The 18,246-nt window shown below is 40.8% G+C and carries 11 protein-coding genes and 2 pseudogenes; 11 read left to right on the top strand and 2 right to left on the bottom strand.

The genetic code is table 11. From position 1 onward, the window contains the following. Nucleotides 1-23: 23 nt before the first annotated feature. The 4 genes and pseudogenes from H509_RS0118860 to H509_RS0118845 all read left to right on the top strand — a co-directional run bounded on the left by H509_RS0118860 (nucleotide 24) and on the right by H509_RS0118845 (nucleotide 4,869). Nucleotides 24-1,229, top strand: a complete 1,206-nt coding sequence (locus H509_RS0118860) for a hypothetical protein (protein ID WP_028546450.1) — start codon at nucleotides 24-26, stop codon at nucleotides 1,227-1,229. A gap of 435 nt (nucleotides 1,230-1,664) precedes the next feature. Further along, nucleotides 1,665-3,881, top strand: coding sequence for an NPCBM/NEW2 domain-containing protein (locus H509_RS0118855; RefSeq protein ID WP_028546449.1), 2,217 nt, complete (start codon nucleotides 1,665-1,667; stop codon nucleotides 3,879-3,881). A gap of 116 nt (nucleotides 3,882-3,997) precedes the next feature. Then, nucleotides 3,998-4,159: pseudogene (locus H509_RS27325) on the top strand (alpha/beta fold hydrolase); the annotation flags it as partial. A 179-nt stretch (nucleotides 4,160-4,338) separates the two neighbouring features. Continuing rightward, entirely contained in the window at nucleotides 4,339-4,869 is a 531-nt protein-coding gene (locus H509_RS0118845) for a GNAT family N-acetyltransferase (protein ID WP_028546448.1), read from the top strand. 124 nt (nucleotides 4,870-4,993) lie between these two features. Here H509_RS0118845 and H509_RS26895 read toward each other — a convergent pair whose 3' ends face one another. After that, nucleotides 4,994-7,057, bottom strand: a complete 2,064-nt coding sequence (locus tag H509_RS26895) for a S8 family serine peptidase (protein WP_051287397.1) — start codon at nucleotides 7,055-7,057, stop codon at nucleotides 4,994-4,996. Between the two features lie 357 nt (nucleotides 7,058-7,414). On the opposite strand from H509_RS26895, the gene H509_RS0118835 reads away from it, so the two are divergent. Both H509_RS0118835 and H509_RS0118830 read left to right on the top strand, forming a co-directional pair. Continuing rightward, on the top strand, nucleotides 7,415-8,275 hold the full coding sequence (locus H509_RS0118835; protein ID WP_028546447.1) for an alpha/beta fold hydrolase: 861 nt from the start codon (nucleotides 7,415-7,417) through the stop codon (nucleotides 8,273-8,275). A 471-nt stretch (nucleotides 8,276-8,746) separates the two neighbouring features. Next, on the top strand, nucleotides 8,747-9,205 hold the full coding sequence (locus tag H509_RS0118830) for a cupin domain-containing protein (protein ID WP_028546446.1): 459 nt from the start codon (nucleotides 8,747-8,749) through the stop codon (nucleotides 9,203-9,205). 144 nt (nucleotides 9,206-9,349) lie between these two features. Here the strand turns inward: H509_RS0118830 and H509_RS0118825 are convergent, their stop codons facing one another. Continuing rightward, nucleotides 9,350-10,489 (bottom strand): DUF11 domain-containing protein, encoded by a 1,140-nt coding sequence (locus H509_RS0118825; protein ID WP_028546445.1) that lies wholly within the window; start codon nucleotides 10,487-10,489, stop codon nucleotides 9,350-9,352. Nucleotides 10,490-10,795: 306 nt separating this feature from the next. Here H509_RS0118825 and H509_RS25940 point away from each other — a divergent pair. From H509_RS25940 to H509_RS0118800, 5 genes and pseudogenes are all read left to right on the top strand, one after another. Then, nucleotides 10,796-11,983 (top strand): annotated as a pseudogene (locus tag H509_RS25940) (alpha/beta hydrolase family protein); the annotation flags it as partial. 155 nt (nucleotides 11,984-12,138) lie between these two features. After that, nucleotides 12,139-12,627 (top strand): DUF2199 domain-containing protein, encoded by a 489-nt coding sequence (locus H509_RS0118815; RefSeq protein ID WP_028546444.1) that lies wholly within the window; start codon nucleotides 12,139-12,141, stop codon nucleotides 12,625-12,627. A gap of 539 nt (nucleotides 12,628-13,166) precedes the next feature. Next, nucleotides 13,167-15,857: an S-layer homology domain-containing protein gene (locus tag H509_RS0118810; RefSeq protein WP_028546443.1), complete on the top strand. Its 2,691-nt coding sequence runs from the start codon at nucleotides 13,167-13,169 to the stop codon at nucleotides 15,855-15,857. Between the two features lie 176 nt (nucleotides 15,858-16,033). Then, nucleotides 16,034-17,191 carry a phosphotransferase gene (locus H509_RS25935; RefSeq protein WP_051287395.1) on the top strand — a complete coding sequence of 386 codons (1,158 nt, stop codon included), beginning with the start codon at nucleotides 16,034-16,036 and terminating at the stop codon, nucleotides 17,189-17,191. 134 nt (nucleotides 17,192-17,325) lie between these two features. Then, complete coding sequence (locus H509_RS0118800) at nucleotides 17,326-18,168, top strand: hypothetical protein (protein WP_028546442.1); 843 nt, start codon at nucleotides 17,326-17,328, stop codon at nucleotides 18,166-18,168. The last annotated feature ends 78 nt before the right edge of the window (nucleotides 18,169-18,246 follow it).

The following is an 18,246-nucleotide window of genomic DNA, read 5'->3' as shown; positions in this document are numbered from 1 at the left end:
GGTTAGGAGAAAGGATGACGGAAATGCCAAATGACAACCAAATGCAGCCTGCTGAATATGAATTTAAAGATGGTTGTTATCCCATTAACCTGACAGGCCCACGCAGCCACACGCTCGTCCGAAAGCTAGGTGTAGGCAGCCTATCTATCGGACCGTCGCAACTGGGAAAAAAGGTGGACCTTCATGTCGTACCAGAAGCGCCTATCGATTGGACCGTATTTAATGCTTTTGCTACGCCGGCGGGCTCACCTTGGCCACGATTTCTGTACTATTCAGGCAATGACACAGGCTTCTTGGATTGGGCGCAGAAACGTCCTATTGAAGAGATGACATGGGCTCCTGTTCTGTCTGGCGATACGATGGTGGACGCCAGCCAGTCCATTATATATGGCTTGCATATCCAACTGGATCAGGATGGAGGACGCCTGATCTTGAAGCTCCCTAAGGGACATTTCCGCCTGAACGTGTCCGGCGAGCTATTACGCTTATCAGCCACTGGAAATATGCCGTCTGCACTGACATTAGCGCCGCGCACCAGCCGACGCAAGGATGATCCTCCTTTCATACTGCCTGACGTCGGTGAACTGCACCAAGTGACAAACCTGACGCTGCATAACACACCGTTGGGACAGCCTATCTCGCTGGACTGTCTGGACCGGTTCCCCAATCTTGATTCCTTAAGTTTGTGGGGGAACTTCTGTAACATGGACTCGTTGGCTCGTCATGCCCGGCTAACGAATCTGGAGCTGCGCTTCATGTCTGATTTGGAGGACTTGCCCTCCTTGGATACATGGCCGTTGCTTGATAGATTTATCGCCTACAATGTAGAAGAAACCACGGGCAAGCGCCTAAGGCAGCAAATGAAAGCACGAGCTAAAACTCGCCCGTGGACCGATCATGCTTCAGTAAGCCAATTGCGAAAGCCTGAGTGGTGGACGACCGAATTTGGTCGCCCGTTCTCGTCTTGGCCTAAACGTCTTGCCAAACTGGCTAACGAAGCCTACAACGTTGCACAGGCATCCTTGGCCCAAGCCCGCAGCCTTGCCGATGCCGAGGCAGCCATTATCGCTTTCACCGTACGCTTTAATACCCTGAAGGGCATTGAAACCACAGAAAGAGAAGACCTTGGTGAAGCAGTATGGCAACTCAGCCAGTCTGATCACTTGATTGGCCAGCCTATACCGGAGGAGATGGCTCAACGTTGGTTTGATGCAGCTCGCGAATACTGATTACAAACCGTCTATGAGCAGGTAATAGAGGCAGTAAATTACAACCATTCGACCGTTACTAAAATCCCCGCTGCTTACGCTGCCGGGGATTTTTGGAAATTAATTAAAGCTTACGGCCCGTCCGGTTGCCCCACAAATTGCCCCGTTAATACTTGAGTACATTCCACCCCATATTATGGGATATATTCAGTGCCGATTCGATAGTGATCTTCAAAGCCAATGTGGACCGTGTAGCGAAGCATTTCTTTTTATTATTAATAGAAGAATAATGATGGGATTAAAGCAATAGAGATAAATGGTGTCATTAATTATATGACATTTAATGGTATATAATGATGTCATATTAATCAGAACTTTATTTCATATGTACAAAGATGAATATGCCAGCATTTATATGCTAGCTATGCATAAATTTATTTATTTTAGGAGGATTTGATGAATAAACTTAAAAAGTCACTTCAGATTTTATCCCTATTGGTGGTAACAGCCGTTGTAGTCGTAGTCCCTGTCTCACCAATAGGGGCACTAGCCCAAACCTCAGAGGCAGGCATTACACAGCAAAGTACTCTTGTTGTACAGCGAAATTTTGAAGTAAATGCCCTTGGAGATATATGGGCGGAAGGCGCGCGAGAGCGTAGAGCGGCGGGGTATGCAGACGGTCGGAAAATATTTCAGCCAACAGGTCTATATGCAAAAGCCAATGAACAAATTGTGATTGAAGTCTCAGGTGACAAACCAATTACAGCGATTATTGGGACACATCGTCATGATAGAGAGTGGGCGATCAGGTATCCATTACAAGCAGGTATAAACACAATTTCCTCACCAAATGGCGGTTTGTTGTCATTTGATAACAGCAATAATGAAGGTAGTATTAATGTAAATGTAGTAAGTGGGGGTAGTCCTGTTCCATACTTTGTATTAGACAAAAATACAAAAGAGGATTGGCAGGCAATGATGAGTGCTTATCCTAATGCCCCTTCTGTTGTCCTTCAATCAGAAAAAGCCCTATTAGTCTTCACATATGCTTCTGCTAAAGACCATATCTTGAATCAAGACCCAGCTCCTGTTTTGCAGACTTATGATAAGTTTATTGCAGCACAGGATAAAATTTCTGGATTATCAAATTCTGATTCTGATCCTAGACATCGGTTAGATAAGCATTTGATTGGCTTTATAGAATCACCAACAGATACAGGATCGTATTATGCAATGGCAACTTATGATGGGGCGATTATGCCTACAAGGAATGGAGCAAATGCGGATGCTTTAGACCTTACAAGAATGGGTTGGGGGCAGTATCATGAGGCAGGTCATTTGAGACAACAAGGGCCTTGGACTTGGGGTGAGATGACTGAAGTGACAGTAAATCTATATTCTCTAGCTGCTAAGAAGGTTCTTAAACCTACTGAGCCTGCAAGGTCCCAAGGCGAGTACTTAGCTGCTTTCACGTTTGTAGATCAGCCAACCAAAAATTTTACAGACTCTAATTCAAAATTAGAAATGTTGTGGCAGCTTCATCTTGCTTTTGGGGATACCTTCTACCCAGAATTACACCGATTATATCGTGAGATTGCAAAAACGGATCTGCCAACTACAGATGATCAGAAAAAACAGGCATTTATTCTAAACACTTCAAAAGTAGCTCACTATGACTTGACGCCTTTCTTTGACAAATGGGGTTTACCTGCAACAAACGAAACAAAAAACAAGATGAATGCATTGAGTTTACCTGTTCTAACTGCTCCAATTTGGTTTGGATCAGAGTATAACATCATTAAACCGACTGATGGAATGGATAAGGTAAAAGGAATTGGGGGCATCATTGCCGCTACAACAAATAGCCAAGAGACTTCAAGTAGTAATAACGCCGCAGCATATGCATTTGATGAAGATACAAATAGTATCTGGCACAGTCAATGGAATAAACCAAATCAGTATCCTTACCACATTACAGCAAAGTATGTAAATCCCTCAACTTTCACCAAACTAACCTATCTACCACGACAAACTGAAGAAAATGGCATTATTACAAAATATAGAATCCTAACGAGTCTTGATGGAGTATCCTTCAATGAGGCTGCAACAGGCACTTGGGCAAAGGACAAAACAGAAAAGACAGCCACTTTCACACCTACTCTTGCTAAATATGTTCGACTTGAAGTACCTCAAGGTGGTGGCACAAATGGTTTTGCATCTGCAAGTGAGATTAAAATCTTTGAAACTCCACAACCTGTTACAACGTATCTGAGCGATATTAACTGGTTTTCTGCCACAGCAGGTTGGGGAACAGTCCAAAAAGATCGTAGTGTTGATGGAAATACACTCAAGTTAAATAACATCACCTATACAAAAGGTTTGGGCACACATGCTAACAGTGAAATCGTCTACAAACTGAATGGGCAGTACACATCCTTTGCCGCGCTAGTTGGGGTAGATAATGAGGTAGGTACTGTAGGTTCTGTGGAGTTTCAAGTTGTTGTAGACAATCAAGTTGTATTCACTAGTGGTAAAATGCATAATAATATAGCGCCAAAAGAGGTAAACATTAGTCTTACTGGAAAGAATGAGCTAAAACTTATTGTAACAGATGGTGGAGATGGTATTAATAGTGACCATGCCGATTGGGTAAATGCCCGTCTAATTAAATAGTATTGTTATGTAACTTTACTAGTAAGCGTCAAATAGCCCACACCTTGTTATCAAGAAGAGGGCTATTTGCTTTTCTTTATTTTCACTGAACAACTAATTCCGGAGCAAAAAGTATGCAATCTTACGGTCAACATGTGTCTGTAGACGGGAAACAGATGAATGTATCCATTCAGGGACAAGGCGAAGAAACCGTCGTGATTCTATCCGGTTTTGGAACAGCGGCACCCGCACTTGATTTTAAACCACTCATAGCAGAGTTATCTCCATATTACAAAGTCTCTATGTAAATCATTTTGATATGAATAAACAAGGGATTTTACGGGCGGAATAAAATAATTATATAACATTTCCTTTGCCTCTTATATAATGAAACTATCTTCAAAAATGAAGGGACTGAACTATGCGCAGATGTCAATATTTTCAACCTAACTATTAAAATATAATGGAGGTAAAAGTATTGATTACAGAGTTACACACAGAACGTTTACATTTGAGAAAAATGAAGATATCGGATTCGTCTAGTTTGTTTAAAATTTGGTCTGATCCAGACGTTACTAAATTTATGAATGTTAGTTGTTTTACTAATGAAAATCAAGCCAAGGAAATGATTAATCTCCTTGATGATCTTTCTCGAGATAGTAAGGCTATTCGTTTCTCTATCATCAAAAAAGAGTCCAATGAAATTATAGGTTCTTGTGGTTATAATGCCATAGATTTTGAAAATGGCAAAGCAGAAATTGGATACGACATTGCGAAATCATTTTGGGGAAGAGGATACGCTACAGAAGCTATCTTTTCTTTGTTAGAACATGGATTTTCATCTTTAAAGCTGAATCGAATCGAAGCAAAGGTTGATCCCAGAAACGCGAATTCTATGAATCTTTTACAAAAGCTCAACTTTACGTTTGAAGGAACACTCAGACAATATGAAAGAGTAGATGGAAAGTTTAACGACCTCAATATTTATTCAAAATTAATATCTGATTGATTTGATTTTTTGCCTATTTTGGATTGTTTGCAGTATCTGAAGTAAGGATTATCGAGGATAACAATAGAGAGGTAGGGGATATCAATTCCCTACCTCTCTATTATGTAATCAAAGATTTATTCTTTTAGCAAGGACCGAGCACAGTCCAAACATCGTTGGGACCACTTTTCAGATCCGGACGATCATTTTGCGTCCACCATTTGGCTTGATACTTCACTCCATTGTAAGTGACAATGTTGTCTTGAACATAAGTGGAGGAGGCGCTCCATGGTGCAGGGCAGGGATCAACTTGAACTTGAACCGTCACCGAGTTACTTGCCGTAGACAAATTACTAAACCCATCCCGAGCCTTTACAGTAAATGTATATGAACCATTTGGTAATCCACTAATCGTTGCGGAGTTGCTAGTCGATCTGGCTTTAGTAAAAGGATCGTTATTTACATAAATGTCATAGCCGATCAATCCAACATTGTCCGTAGAAGCTGTCCAATTCAAGTTAACTGTGCCAGAGGTAGTGTTAACAACTAGGTTGGTTGGTGCTAGTGGTGCTGTTGTATCGTTAGGTACAGCACCTGGTGTAGGTAAATTCGTTATAATCTGTTTCAAATTGGGGAGCATCCCAATTCTATCATTTGCTATATCGGCAGTCGGGGTATTAAACGGTAACCATCTCAGAATTCTACGAATTTCAGCTGGCGAATACGGCACGCCGAATTTGGCTTTAGCGATCCCTTGCAGTTGTACAATCGCACCTACAACGACAGGAGAAGCGGAAGATGTTCCGTTGAAATAGTCGGTATAACCAGTTGTCGATGCAGTACTTGTTGCACTTAAGGTAGCAACGTTCTCACCAATACCGTAAGCGTCGATTCGATTGCCATGACTGCTGAATCCGAGTCTGTAGTGAGGTACAGTTGATGATCCTGCTCCTACAAGTATTGCTCCAGAATCTTTAAAATCGGGGAGATCTCGATTGAAGATGTATTTATTATCCCAATGCTTGTACTGATCAAGATCAGCACCACCGTTTGCTCCTGCTTCTACAACGACAATACCCAAGCTTGTTGCATATTGGATTGCATCAAACTCTGCCGGTTGTGTTTCGATAGGTAACCAAGGACCGCCATAACCGATCTGTATTTCGAGCAGAATAACATCACCTGGAGATAATACTTGTGTGGCCGCTAAAATGGCTTCTGCTGTACCACCTGAACGAACTAAAGAGGATACAATCGGCGTTGCTTTGTTCGCTAACCCGATATTGCCGATAGCATTGTCAACCGCGGAGACAACCCCAACTACAGCCGTACCGTGACTAGCATCTCCATCATTAGTGCCCCCTGGCAAAAGCTGTATGTTGTGGGCGACTAGATCTTCATGATTTAAAGCCCAATTCCACTCGACATCGGCCCACTTAATGCCTTTGCCATCGCCACCTTCAAATTGCCAAGCATATGGCGCGTTAATCCCTAGAGGAGCTGCTTGCGCATAATTTTGTAATGAGAAGCGTGGATCGTCGCCTGGAAGGACAGGTGTTGTGTTCGGAATAGGGGCATTGGCTAATTCTGGTTTTTTACTTAAGTATGCTTCCTCAACGAGCGAGACGCTTCGCAACTTTTGTAACAACTGCTCGATGTCAGCGCCAGCAGGAATTTTGGAATAATAATAGCGATCAAACACGGAAGCAAAATGGTTAGCAGCAATGCCTTTGTTAGCTGACGGTAACAATTGCTCCGAGATTAGCGGTTCAAACGATAATTGTGGCACAGCTGATAGCGGTGATAATTCTTGTTGCAATTGTAGTTTTCCTTCTTTACTTGGAAGGAAGGCTTGTTGTTTAATTTTGACAACGATTTTTTCTTCGAATGTTGGAGTTGAAGTGTTTGAGAATGATGTATTCGTTGGAAAGGAAAGTCCACTCTCTGAAGCGTGTGCTAGATTTGGCAAAGTACCTAAAGATAAAATTAAGGTCGAGGCTAAAGCGATGGACAACGCTTTTTTAAATCGGGAATATGTGTGTATAATCGTAATCTCTCCTTTGTAATCGTTCCGTATTTTAGTTCCGAGCACTATCGTTTCAAAGTCAAAAGCAATTAAAAAGCTGAACGCTAGTAATAAAGAGTAAACGAGTGTGATAGAATACGTCGGATTAAATGCGAATACAATTATTTCCTTTCTCCTTTCCATTCTCTGAAATTTTGTTGTTGCTAACTGAATAAATAGACTAACAAATGTCATTATAAGTCAAGGCAAATATTGGATCAATTCTGAGGTAAGCGTAAACAACGACGTTAATATACAAATATCACGTTAAAACTTCTATTTTCTTTATTTCACATAGGTTCAGTAGGAAATGAAGTCGAATACTTCCCTTTTAGTTATTTTGAGAGGTGATTTTTTTATGGGTATCTTTGTTATTCTGATGTTTGTCTGGTGAGAAATTGTACTTAAACTATCGGTGCAGGTTTGTGGAAGAAGGATTTTATAATGTATTAGCGAATAATAAGTCACAACAAGCAATATATGGATATAAGTGAGGTCTATATGAGTATATACAAAACACAAGCTGGAAGAGAAATGTCACTAAAGCTTTATGATGCTCAATTAAAGAAATTGGATTATTTATGTAAAGATGTTTACGTTCATACTCGTTTTGGAAGAACACATGTCATTGAAACTGGAAATCTATCGGGTGAACCATTGTTAGTATTTCATGGTGGGAATAGTACGACTGCCTATAATTTATTAATGTACAAATTCCTGCTTAAGCATTTTCACATCTATGCGGTTGATATTATTGGGCACCCTGGAAAAAGTGACGAGGTTAATCTCTCTCCTCGCAATTATGATTATGGAAATTGGGCAAGTGACGTTATAACAGCGCTTGGATTTGATAAAATAGCATGTATTGGGACTTCGTTTGGAGGCGGAGTTCTGGCAAAGCTGATGTGTACTGCACCGGAGAAAGTAAAAAAGTCCGTATTAATTGTGCCATCAGGTATTAACAATGCCTTTCCAATCAGTACTGTAAAAATGATGATACCACTGCTCAAATATAAACTAACAAAGAAAGAAAAATATATAAAAGAAACTGTTTTATTTATGGCTATTAAAGAAGAAATTATTGACAAAGATACTTTGGATATGGTGAAAGATAGTTTTGATCATGTGAAAACAAAAGTAGGCATGCCATCCAATGTAAGTGAACAATTAATGCAGCAGTGTAAAGCACCGACTCTTATTATGGCAGGAGAAAAAGATTGTTTATTTCCAGCAAAAAAAGTATTACAAAGAGCAAAAAGAATTATACCAAATCACACCACTCATTTGTTAGAAGGGTGCGGACACATGCATAGGATGACAGAGCGTGAAAAGAACATGATCGTTGATTTCTTTAATGTGTAGTAACATTCTTTTATTCTGATCTTTCCATTAAAGACTTTTATTTTAATGAAATTGGACAGCATAATAGTGCACTTTGTTGCCGATCCATAATGTTCACAAAAAAGTTTAGGTTTATCTATTGTAAAAAGCTATGTAGAGGATAAAATATAAGGGAGCATATAATTTAATTTACAGCGTGTGGAACAACAGTTTCATCCACGTTAAGAATATCATAGAGGACTACAAAGGCGTAGTCGTACTAAAGCAAAGAGGCTTAAGGTTATAGCATTCCTACTTGATAGGAAGCGATATAACCTTAGGCCTCTTTATGTTTATTTTTGTGGTATGGGAAACGAGGAAATGGCAAAAGAATTGTTAAGTGTAAGAGCAGATAGGGGAATATCAGCAACACAACTGCTGTAATGGTTGTTATGCTCAGTGCAAGTAAAATGGTTCCAACCAACTACACCTAAGAAATAGAGGAGGGTACTTATGAGTATCGATAAAAAAAGGATTGAAGAGATGGTTCGTAAAATCATTATGGAAACAATAGAGGCTGATGCTATTGAACAGAACGTTCATAAAGGTCCTGGAGGGATTACTTCTGTTAAAGTGCCAAATATGAAAGTAACAGAAGAGGATCGTCTCGATACAGGTAACCCTAATGATATCGTCTATTGTAAAGATCTTTTTTCTCTAAAGGAAAGTCCAAGACTTGGCTGCGGAATTATGGAGATGAAAGAAACAACCTTTGACTGGACACTTAACTATGATGAAATAGATTATGTAATTGAGGGACATCTGGATGTGATCATTGAGGGTACTAAGGTGTCAGCTGGTCCAGGAGAAGTGATTCTGATTCCAAAAGGAAGTAAGATTCAATTTTCGGTGCCAGAATATGCGCGATTTATCTATGTAACATACCCAGCTAACTGGGCAGAACAAGCCTAACATTCTAATTTCTACTTGCTGAGGATAAGCGATTATATCGGATGGTGCGTATGAAGGAGATAGCTAGGTATTAGCAAACCGATTATAGTTGGGCCGCTCGCTCTTAGTGGCTCAACTATAATTTTTTGTATTAGCACAAACCGATTATGGATGCACATGCACGGTGCTAATATTACTAGGCTGATTACCGACTGCAATGGTGTTTTCTAAAGGTGTGAAATTATAATCGAGCACGGTTTGATGAAGAATAGCAGCTGATGAAGGTTTGTGAACGATTTTTACTTTATATTTAACGGTTAACGTGTCACCAACAGGCATGTTGCGTAAAAGCAGCTTGTCACTTGGATCGATCGCAATTGGAATGTTATTGATCGTTAAGCTATCTGAAATAAACGATGTCCCATCTGGAAAACCAGTTCGAAATTGAACGCATTCAGCAACAGTGGTTCCCGTATTTCTAATAATTGTTGTGTAGGTTACACTCTCACCAACTTGAACGTGCTCTTTATCGGCCGAATGAACCAGACTCATCTTCGGTTCCACAGCGTCAATTTGTAAGCCGATCGCCAGAAAGCGGATCAAATCGTTAGATTCAATTGGTGTATGAAAAATAGCCGCTGTTTGCGCAGGTAATAACGTTGCAGAAATATCAATCTCTTGATTGAGCATACTCTTGGAGAAAGGGGTGATTGGGTCTGTTACACGAACTAAAGGATAAATACTAGATAGCTGTTCCATATTTGGTCCGAAAAATAGTAATGGACTGGATGAAAACTCCGCTCTAATTTTGCCAAACAAAAATAATGTACCGTTATTAGGACCTATTGAGGATGTTAATAGCTGAGAGAAGATAAGGGGATTAGTTACAGAGGCACTCTCACCAACACTCAGAGAAACGTGACGGACAGGAAGAAATGGATCACCATAAATAATGACAAGACCCCATGCAGGATCTTGTTGTCCGGTTACAGGTTCAACTTTTTGTGCAAGTTTATCCACTACGAAAGTAGTGCTACCGGCGTAAGTAACCAAAGACGTAATGTCTATGGTGAACAAATCTATTGGAGAAAATTTGGTTTGTTCTAAATTTTTGTAGGGAATTACATGTGATTTTCCATATACTTTCAACTCAATGTCATCGTTAAAATGTGAATGTACATCTGCCACTAACATTAATTGGGCATGACGGATATAACTAGATCGATCTAATGAAATTTCGCTTGCTTTGCCAAACAAATTTCCTATGACTTTTAGCGCTAGTCGATCTGTTTTCTTGAATAACATTTTTCACGCCACCCCATTTCTTGTGATGTTGTTTGAAGGGAAGTGCACATACAAAAGTTGGCAGTTGTAGTGCTTTTTAGTTTCATTTTTATGTGGGAATGAAACTAAGTATTCCTTAACAACAAGAAAGTCTAAGTTGTCATAAACACTGATCGATTCATGGACTAGACTATTTTATTACTCCTCTATCCACACCACGATTCAACTCTTTTTAAAGTATATTTAACGAATCCATAACTCGTTTGGACTTATGGACCGCTTCAACTCGATACCCGTATTTCTCCAAATCGGATTGAAGCAGCTGGGTATACTTTTCCTGTATTTAAACTGCCTGAACCGACAGGTGAATTTAAGGTAGGAACGCAAACTTTTCATTTCGCGGATCCAAATAGGGAAGAGATGTTCGACAAAGCGAAGAATGGGAAGAGAGAATTAATGGTTCAGGTATGGTATCCGGCTCAAGCTAGCACCGGCAAGTACGCTCCCTTTATTCCCGACCCCCAAATATTAAGTTATATGGCCGCTAATTATGGCCTTCCTGGGTTTACTTTTCAACATCTGAAGTACGTATCCAGCCATGCTTATTCGGGGGCCCAAATTTCTTCGGTACAAACTTCATACCCACTGATCCTAGCGAGTCACGGCTTCGGTTCCTCCAGATTCCTTCACACGTTGCAAGCCGAAAGTCTCGCGAGTCACGGATATATTGTGGCAGCAATCGACCACACCTACAATACATTTGCAACCGCGTTTCCTGACGGTAGGATTACGACTAGCACAACCAACGACTTATTCTCGCCCAACCATGATTACCGGACGGAAAGCAGTAATCGCGATAAGTTGGGAGAAGTTTTATCCGGCGATGTGGCGTTTGCGCTGGACCAATTCGAGCTCATCCAATCAGGGCAGATTCCAAGTCATCTAAAAGGAAAGATTGATCTCGGTCGTGTCGGGGTGTTCGGTCATTCCATCGGCGGAGCGACAGCCTATGACGCTTCTTACGATCCGCGAATCGCGGTTGGAATAGACTTTGATGGAGGGCTATATAGACTTCGGGACAGAGAGGGTCTGCGCAAGCCGTTTTTGTTCATCAACTCGGAAAGCGGATTCGAAAAATTAAAAATGATTATGGATAACCGGGTCTACACGGATGCAGACCTTAACCGTATGGGCTCAACAAGAGAGTGGATAGATCAAGTAACGGAAAATAAAAAGTTAGAACTTAAAAGGATACGCGAAACGGTCGACGCAGGGGGACAAATGCTCTATATTGAAAATACAGAACATTTGAATTTTGCCGACATACAGTACGTTTCTCCTGTTTTCAGAATGCTGGGCATTACAGGAAAGATCGCGCCTGAAAGAGTGAACTACATTATCAATGCCTATATGCTGGATTTCTTCGATTTGTATTTGAAAAATGAAGGCGGAGTCTTAATGAAAGGACCATCTCTCAGCTTTCCGGAGATGAAGTTCGTCACCTCGTTACAATAAACACACAAAAAGCTACCCTTATTAGGGTATTTTGAAGTAACATTGGGCAGTAGAGAACAAGCTAGATGCGGCCCTTCCTTCACATTAATATTACTGAACAGGAAAGTGTAGTGGAAACGTAAATAAATTGGCAAGAAAATATAAGGAGCAAATATATGAAATGCCCTCACTGTAGCAACGAATTAAGTGAAATTCCTTTATGTTATGGAAGTGAAGCGCCCTATTATTTTTACACTGTGCCTGAAGAGAAACGAACAGAATTAATTAGAGATTTTTGTGTAATTGACGAACAGCATTTCTTTATTAGAGGGCATATTGAAATCCCCATAATCGATAGTCCAGAGAAATTTATTTGGAGTGTGTGGGTTTCCATTAGTGGGGAAAACTTTTTGAAATCTAATGAACTATTGCACGTACAAGGCAGGGAAACTGAAAATCCTTATTTTGGTTGGTTATCGACTGAGCTTTCCGTATATCCAATAACGACATTATCGTTAAAGACAATGGTACATACGCAGGAGGTTGGTGCGGTTCCGATAATCGAGTTAGAACAAACAAACCATCCACTTGCAGTCGAACAAAGAGAAGGAATTACAATGGATAGAGTAAAAGAAATTGCTCATTTCATAAATCATCGTCAGTAAGTAAACATTGTGGAAATATATAGTGGGGCTGATTTAAAACTGCAACAATATAAAATAAAATTACAATGTAAAAAATATAGCTTGGCTGTGCTAAGAAAATATTGAAACAAGGGAGCGAGATTTTTACGCAGCGAGGGATACGATACGAATTATTAACAGTCTGTTCCTCCGCTAGTGTAAACCGTGATTACAGTGTTATTTGGTCGAAAAGACTTTTGTAGTCTCGACTTTCATTGATTTGAGTCGCCAGTGCGGCTCTTTTTTTGTACTTTCAAGTTTGTTGAAACTGAGGAATCTAATAACCATGAATCTCCTTTATTCTTACATAAAAATGGGATATGTTATAATAAAAAAGAGCTATGGATAGCAAAAATAGAAAAGTTAAATCCAAGCCGCTATGAACCGATGAAAGGATAGTTAGAAATATAGAAAAAAGAGAGGGCAACAAAATTGAAAAGAAGGATAAGCAATCGGCTTACTGTTAGAAATTCGAAAGACAGCATTGAGAAAAACATTAACATTTCTAATGGAGGTCGCCAATGAAACGATTGATTTCAGTGTTGCTATCCATTACGTTAATCCTGTCGGCTCATACAGGTACGGTGCAAGCCAAAGTGAATATTGAAAGTACCGTTAGCGAACAGCATTATACACGTATCGGCGAGGATTACGAAATACTTGATGGCAATATGCTCATATCAAAAAAAGACGGAACTGTATGGTATTGGGACACACTTGCTTATACCGCCCATGATTCCGATCCATTCTACCAAGCCAGACTCAAGCAAATTCCAGGCTTACTCGATGTGAAGCAATTCTCGTTTGAGGGCAAGTACGGGGAAAGTAGATTAATGACGAATTATGCTGCGTTAAAAAAAGACGGAACCGTATGGTTTTGGGATTCTAGGAACAACAACTATCCTGTAGATTCCAAGATCTCTCCAAAGCCTATTAAAGATTTAAATCACGTAACTTCACTTGTCGCTGATTATACTGGCAACTCTAAAAATTATAAGACTTTGTTTGTATTAAAATCAGATGGTACAGTTTGGTGCTGGATAGCTGTAAAGGGCAAAGCTTCGTCAACGACTTATTATAAGATTCTGGACAATGTCGCATCTATAAAATCTGTGAACGGTCACATCTACGCAGTTAAAAAAGATGGTACGGTCTGGAAGTGGAGAACCTACATGTACTGGCCGAATAATAACCAAGCTTATAACAAAGGTCCAGAGCAAATCAAAGGGCTTGACGGCATCGTCAACCTAGAGATGGGTGGTGCTACAAACTATGCTTATAAAAAAGATGGCACAGTCTGGTCCTGGAAAACTTATGACCCTATGAGTATTCCAATCCAATTACATAAAGCAACCGGCGTACAGGGAATTGTTCAATTTAACTCACGACTGAAAGATTCGAATATCGATTCTACTTATGCTTTGCGAGCAGACGATAAGCTTTGGTCAATAGACAGCGAGAAAATGTTCCCCGAGCTTTCCAATATCGCTTCCGTACACCACAAGGACAAGGGCAGCTATATGGAAAACTATTTATTAAAAAAGGATCAGACCTTGTGGGCATGGAACGATAAGGTTTCTGACTATCCGAAGCTTGTTGTGTTCACGAAAGGTAACTCAACTGGAAATCATTCTGGGTCTAAAGAAAAATCATCAGATGATCGTGCTGAGATCAAAACTCAACCTGAGTTGACACAGTTGACTTCTCCAGAAATCAGCCTTAATCCGTTTGTCACGATGCTGAAACCTGGCGGACAACAGTTCATCTCTGCGAACAATGTGCTACCCGGAACTAAAATAACGTATACCATTGACGATCCAAGCATAGGAACGATAACGAATGTCAATGGCATACCCGTCATAACAGCGAATAAATTCGGACAAACCATCGTACGGGCGACGACAACTAGAGCCGGTTTTCCAGATGCGACGACTTACATATTATTGTATGTTGTGGACGGCAGCATAGTATCAGATACGTATTTCAGTGCTGTCCAGTCTATTCCTGACGCTGACAAGCAGAACTCGGTTATCGTAGAAGGACTGATGCAAGCAGGGGAGCTGGTGATCACAGCCGCAAGCAGTGAAAAGCCAACTCCAGTTGACGGTCAGCTCGACATAAGCCCTCAATTGATTGATAGGCTAGCAAGAAATGCGTTAAAGGCCAAGTCAGTGGTTCAGCAGGCGTTGTCAGAACATAGGATTGTTACTCCGAGAGAGCTGATCGTAAACGCGGAAATACTATCTTTAGCTGCACAAAATGAATATATGTTCAAACTCAATAAGAATGGATTGGTTGGCCAGAAGAATATTGACTATGTTACCTTGTATGCAGGGGATGCGAAACTCGTAGTCAATGTTGCAACCGCAGAACGCCTGTTCCAATCGCAATCGGTTATCTTCATTCATCTGGTGAAAGAGAATAGCGGCGGATATCACATACAATTTATGGATGAGCAAGGGCAGGAGCTTTCAGGTATAGCAAGCAACATTCAGCTCATTTTGCCTGCGAATTATGCAGAAGCAGCACATAGCAGCATGTTCTATGTGAATGGGAAAACAAAGGAGCCAGTCGGCGGGAAGTATAATCCGTCCCAAAACGGCATGGTAGCAGAAATCAACCGTTCCGGAATGTATCTCGTGGGCGATAATTCGAAATCATTCCCTGATATGGATGATCGAGATCCAGAGTTAAAGCAAGCGGTACAATTTCTAGGCTCCAAAGGAATCGTAACTGGAACAGACAAAGGCAATTTCGAGCCCGATTCCCTGCTCACCCGTGCAGAGTTCACGGCCATGTTGGTCAGAACATTTAACGTTATGGATAAAACGGCGAAGGAGAGCTTTTCGGACGTACAACCGCCGCAATGGCATCATCCATTTATCGCTTCATCCGAAAAAAACCATATCGTCGAAGGTTATCCTGACGGTACATTTAAGCCGGATCGTACGATAGCCCGACAAGAAATGACCGCCATCGGGGCAAGATTCCTGCATGAGAGGAAGCATTATTATTACCCATCGAATCCAGAGGAGTATTTAAATCAATTTACAGATAAAGAAACAGTATCAAACTGGGCCAAGCCAACAATGTCCTTGGCGGTGAAGCAGCGCCTGATCGATGTCCCCGCCAATAAACAGATTAAAGCTAAAGAGGCTGTTACACGTGGGGAAGCCGCACGAATGCTATATCGTCTTTATTTACAGCTATAACCCATTCGTGTTTAAGGAGTATGCAGCCAGAAGATGATTCCTATATTCATTAGGAATCATCTTCTTTAATGTCCATTGGTATCTATAAAGTCCATGCCTGCTGTTGCTTTGCGTAATCAATCCTAATGGACTAGTTTTGATAAAGGGTACGTTTTAATCATAAGGGAGGAGACTGGATGCACACCAAACTTGTATTTAAAAATAATACTAATATTCCGTTTCACAATAAGATCGACCAGATTAAAGCTTGTATCCAATCTATCCATAGGCATGTAACTTTTAAACTAGTAACTTTAACGTGTGATGATATGGGTTATAAGACTCCAAACTTCACGACCTCTGGAATATTCCGCTTGCATGGTTTGGTACAATTACATCATCAATTGAAGCCTTGGTGTGTTATTTTAAAAATCATTAAGCCGGACACAGCCGAGAAAGATGATTCCGATCATCACAACTACTGGCGACGTGAAGCTCTTGTATTCGAGTCAGGCGTATTAAGGAATCTTCCTGATTCTATTTGCGCGCCAGAGTGCTATTTGCTTGAAGAACAACAAGACGGGACAATTTGGATGTGGTTGGAACATGTAACAGGTGAATACGCATATTCAGTTGAACAATTTTCTTTTATTGCTCGACAGTTAGGTCGGTTTAATGGGGCTTATCTTAAAGGCATAACAGTGCTGCCCGATCATAAGTGGATATGCAGGAGCTGGCTCAAGTCATGGACGACTGCAAGCCGTATGTACGCGCCTAATATGGAGGCATATGTAAGCCGCTTATCATCGGAAAATAAGCAAAGAACATGGATCTGGTATCAAAAAATCCTCCAAAACATTGATTCTATTTTAGAGTCCCTTCAGCAGCTGCCGCGTGTACTAGCACATCAAGATTTGAGTCAAATGAATATGTTACTCGTTAAAAATGAGGCCAGTGAAAGTCAACTTGTGCTTATCGATTGGCAGTTCATGAGTATATCAGGTATTGGCGAAGATTTGGGAAAATTGTTTGGCGTAAACATGAGTCTTGGTATTATTCCGCCCGACCACTATATAAGGTTTCAAACTTCTATATATGATGCATACCTAGCGGGGCTGCGGGACATAGGATGGCAGGGCGACGCAGAATTAGTGAGATATGGCTTCTGTCTAAGCACCGCATTGAGAAGTGTTTGGGAGGTTCCACAGCTTTTTTCCATATTAGCTCAGTTAGAGGATGATCCCCAAAATACTGATCTTCAAGAAAAACTAAACCACCTTGATTGTATTGTTACTATACATAAAGAAATGGCTATGGAAGCGGATTCACTTCAGTATCAACATGCTCTAGCGTAAACTGACAGAGCATCGGTCGTTATGCATCGTATAAAGGAGCTAGAGACGCTGGAAGTTGGCCCTGATTCCCCTGTTTTTTATGTGATACAATAAATAAAAGAGTATAAATTGGAAATTAAGAACGGAGGGAAAGCTTGCTTAATTGGCATAGCGATATATGGGGGAAACTTACAGGGCCGTACAGTTCTGCTAATACCGTACCTGCTTTATTGCAGGAGCTAATGCATGAATATAGTCAGGAAATTTTTGATGAACTCTTTCAAGAGTACTTGTACCATCAAAATACAATATATACGACTACCTATGCAGCGATGCCGTTTTTGGCGCAAATAGCATGTTCTACATCTAATGCAGAAGTGCGCAAAGAACTGTTTATAAATTGCGGTATAATCGAGGCCAGCCGTGATGGGCACGACGAGGAACCCTTTCCAGAATCCTGGGCAGAACTGGTTGAAGAGGTAGGCAGCTCAGCCTGCACTGAATTGTATTTTGGATATTTAGAAGCCATTGAGAAATTCAAGACGCTTACTGAGGAAGTATTCACCTATACAGCCCGCCAATCCACCGATGAGACGGAGAAACGTTTTTTACTAGCTGCGGATGCCGCTTATCGAGGTTCGTACATACTTGCCAATATGTTGATGACTTTTATTAACGGTGATGAGTATGTGGCTGTGTGTCCGGCCTGCGAAAGTGATGTATTTATGTGGCCTCAGGAAGATGATTTTGCAGAAAACGGTATACTTTACGCCTATGAACAGGATCCCGCCTTTCACACTGATCAGCAATCCCATGTGATCGTCCCGGTGACGTCATTTGTAGATGAAGAAATACGAACACTAGCGGAGCGGGCGGAAGCGATCGGGGAACCCATATTGGTTAGCCATCTGTATTATTTAGCTGGTGAGACATTATGTCCGTCCTGTCGCGAAAAAATTTCCGTATGGCCGTCTTTACTTAGCACATTTTCAAAGTAGCGCACAAATTAATAAATGTTTATTACAGTCGAGTCAATGAATGACGCGTCCACACAATCTTTTAAGACGAAAATTTCA

It is taken from the genome of Paenibacillus taiwanensis DSM 18679, assembly GCF_000425125.1.
GTDB classification, from domain to species: domain Bacteria; phylum Bacillota; class Bacilli; order Paenibacillales; family Paenibacillaceae; genus Paenibacillus_B; species Paenibacillus_B taiwanensis.
This window is presented reverse-complemented; position numbering and strand designations above follow the sequence as displayed.

Excerpts from the sequence above, each read along its gene's own strand:
- H509_RS26895 (WP_051287397.1), bottom strand. The coding sequence starts at position 7,057 with ATGGAAAGGAGAAAGGAAATAATTGTATTCGCATTTAATCCGACGTAT.
- H509_RS0118825 (WP_028546445.1), bottom strand. The coding sequence starts at position 10,489 with ATGTTATTCAAGAAAACAGATCGACTAGCGCTAAAAGTCATAGGAAAT.
- H509_RS0118810 (WP_028546443.1), top strand. The coding sequence starts at position 13,167 with ATGAAACGATTGATTTCAGTGTTGCTATCCATTACGTTAATCCTGTCG.
- H509_RS0118815 (WP_028546444.1), top strand. The coding sequence starts at position 12,139 with ATGAAATGCCCTCACTGTAGCAACGAATTAAGTGAAATTCCTTTATGT.
- H509_RS0118830 (WP_028546446.1), top strand. The coding sequence starts at position 8,747 with ATGAGTATCGATAAAAAAAGGATTGAAGAGATGGTTCGTAAAATCATT.
- H509_RS0118835 (WP_028546447.1), top strand. The coding sequence starts at position 7,415 with ATGAGTATATACAAAACACAAGCTGGAAGAGAAATGTCACTAAAGCTT.
- H509_RS25935 (WP_051287395.1), top strand. The coding sequence starts at position 16,034 with ATGCACACCAAACTTGTATTTAAAAATAATACTAATATTCCGTTTCAC.
- H509_RS0118860 (WP_028546450.1), top strand. The coding sequence starts at position 24 with ATGCCAAATGACAACCAAATGCAGCCTGCTGAATATGAATTTAAAGAT.
- H509_RS0118855 (WP_028546449.1), top strand. The coding sequence starts at position 1,665 with ATGAATAAACTTAAAAAGTCACTTCAGATTTTATCCCTATTGGTGGTA.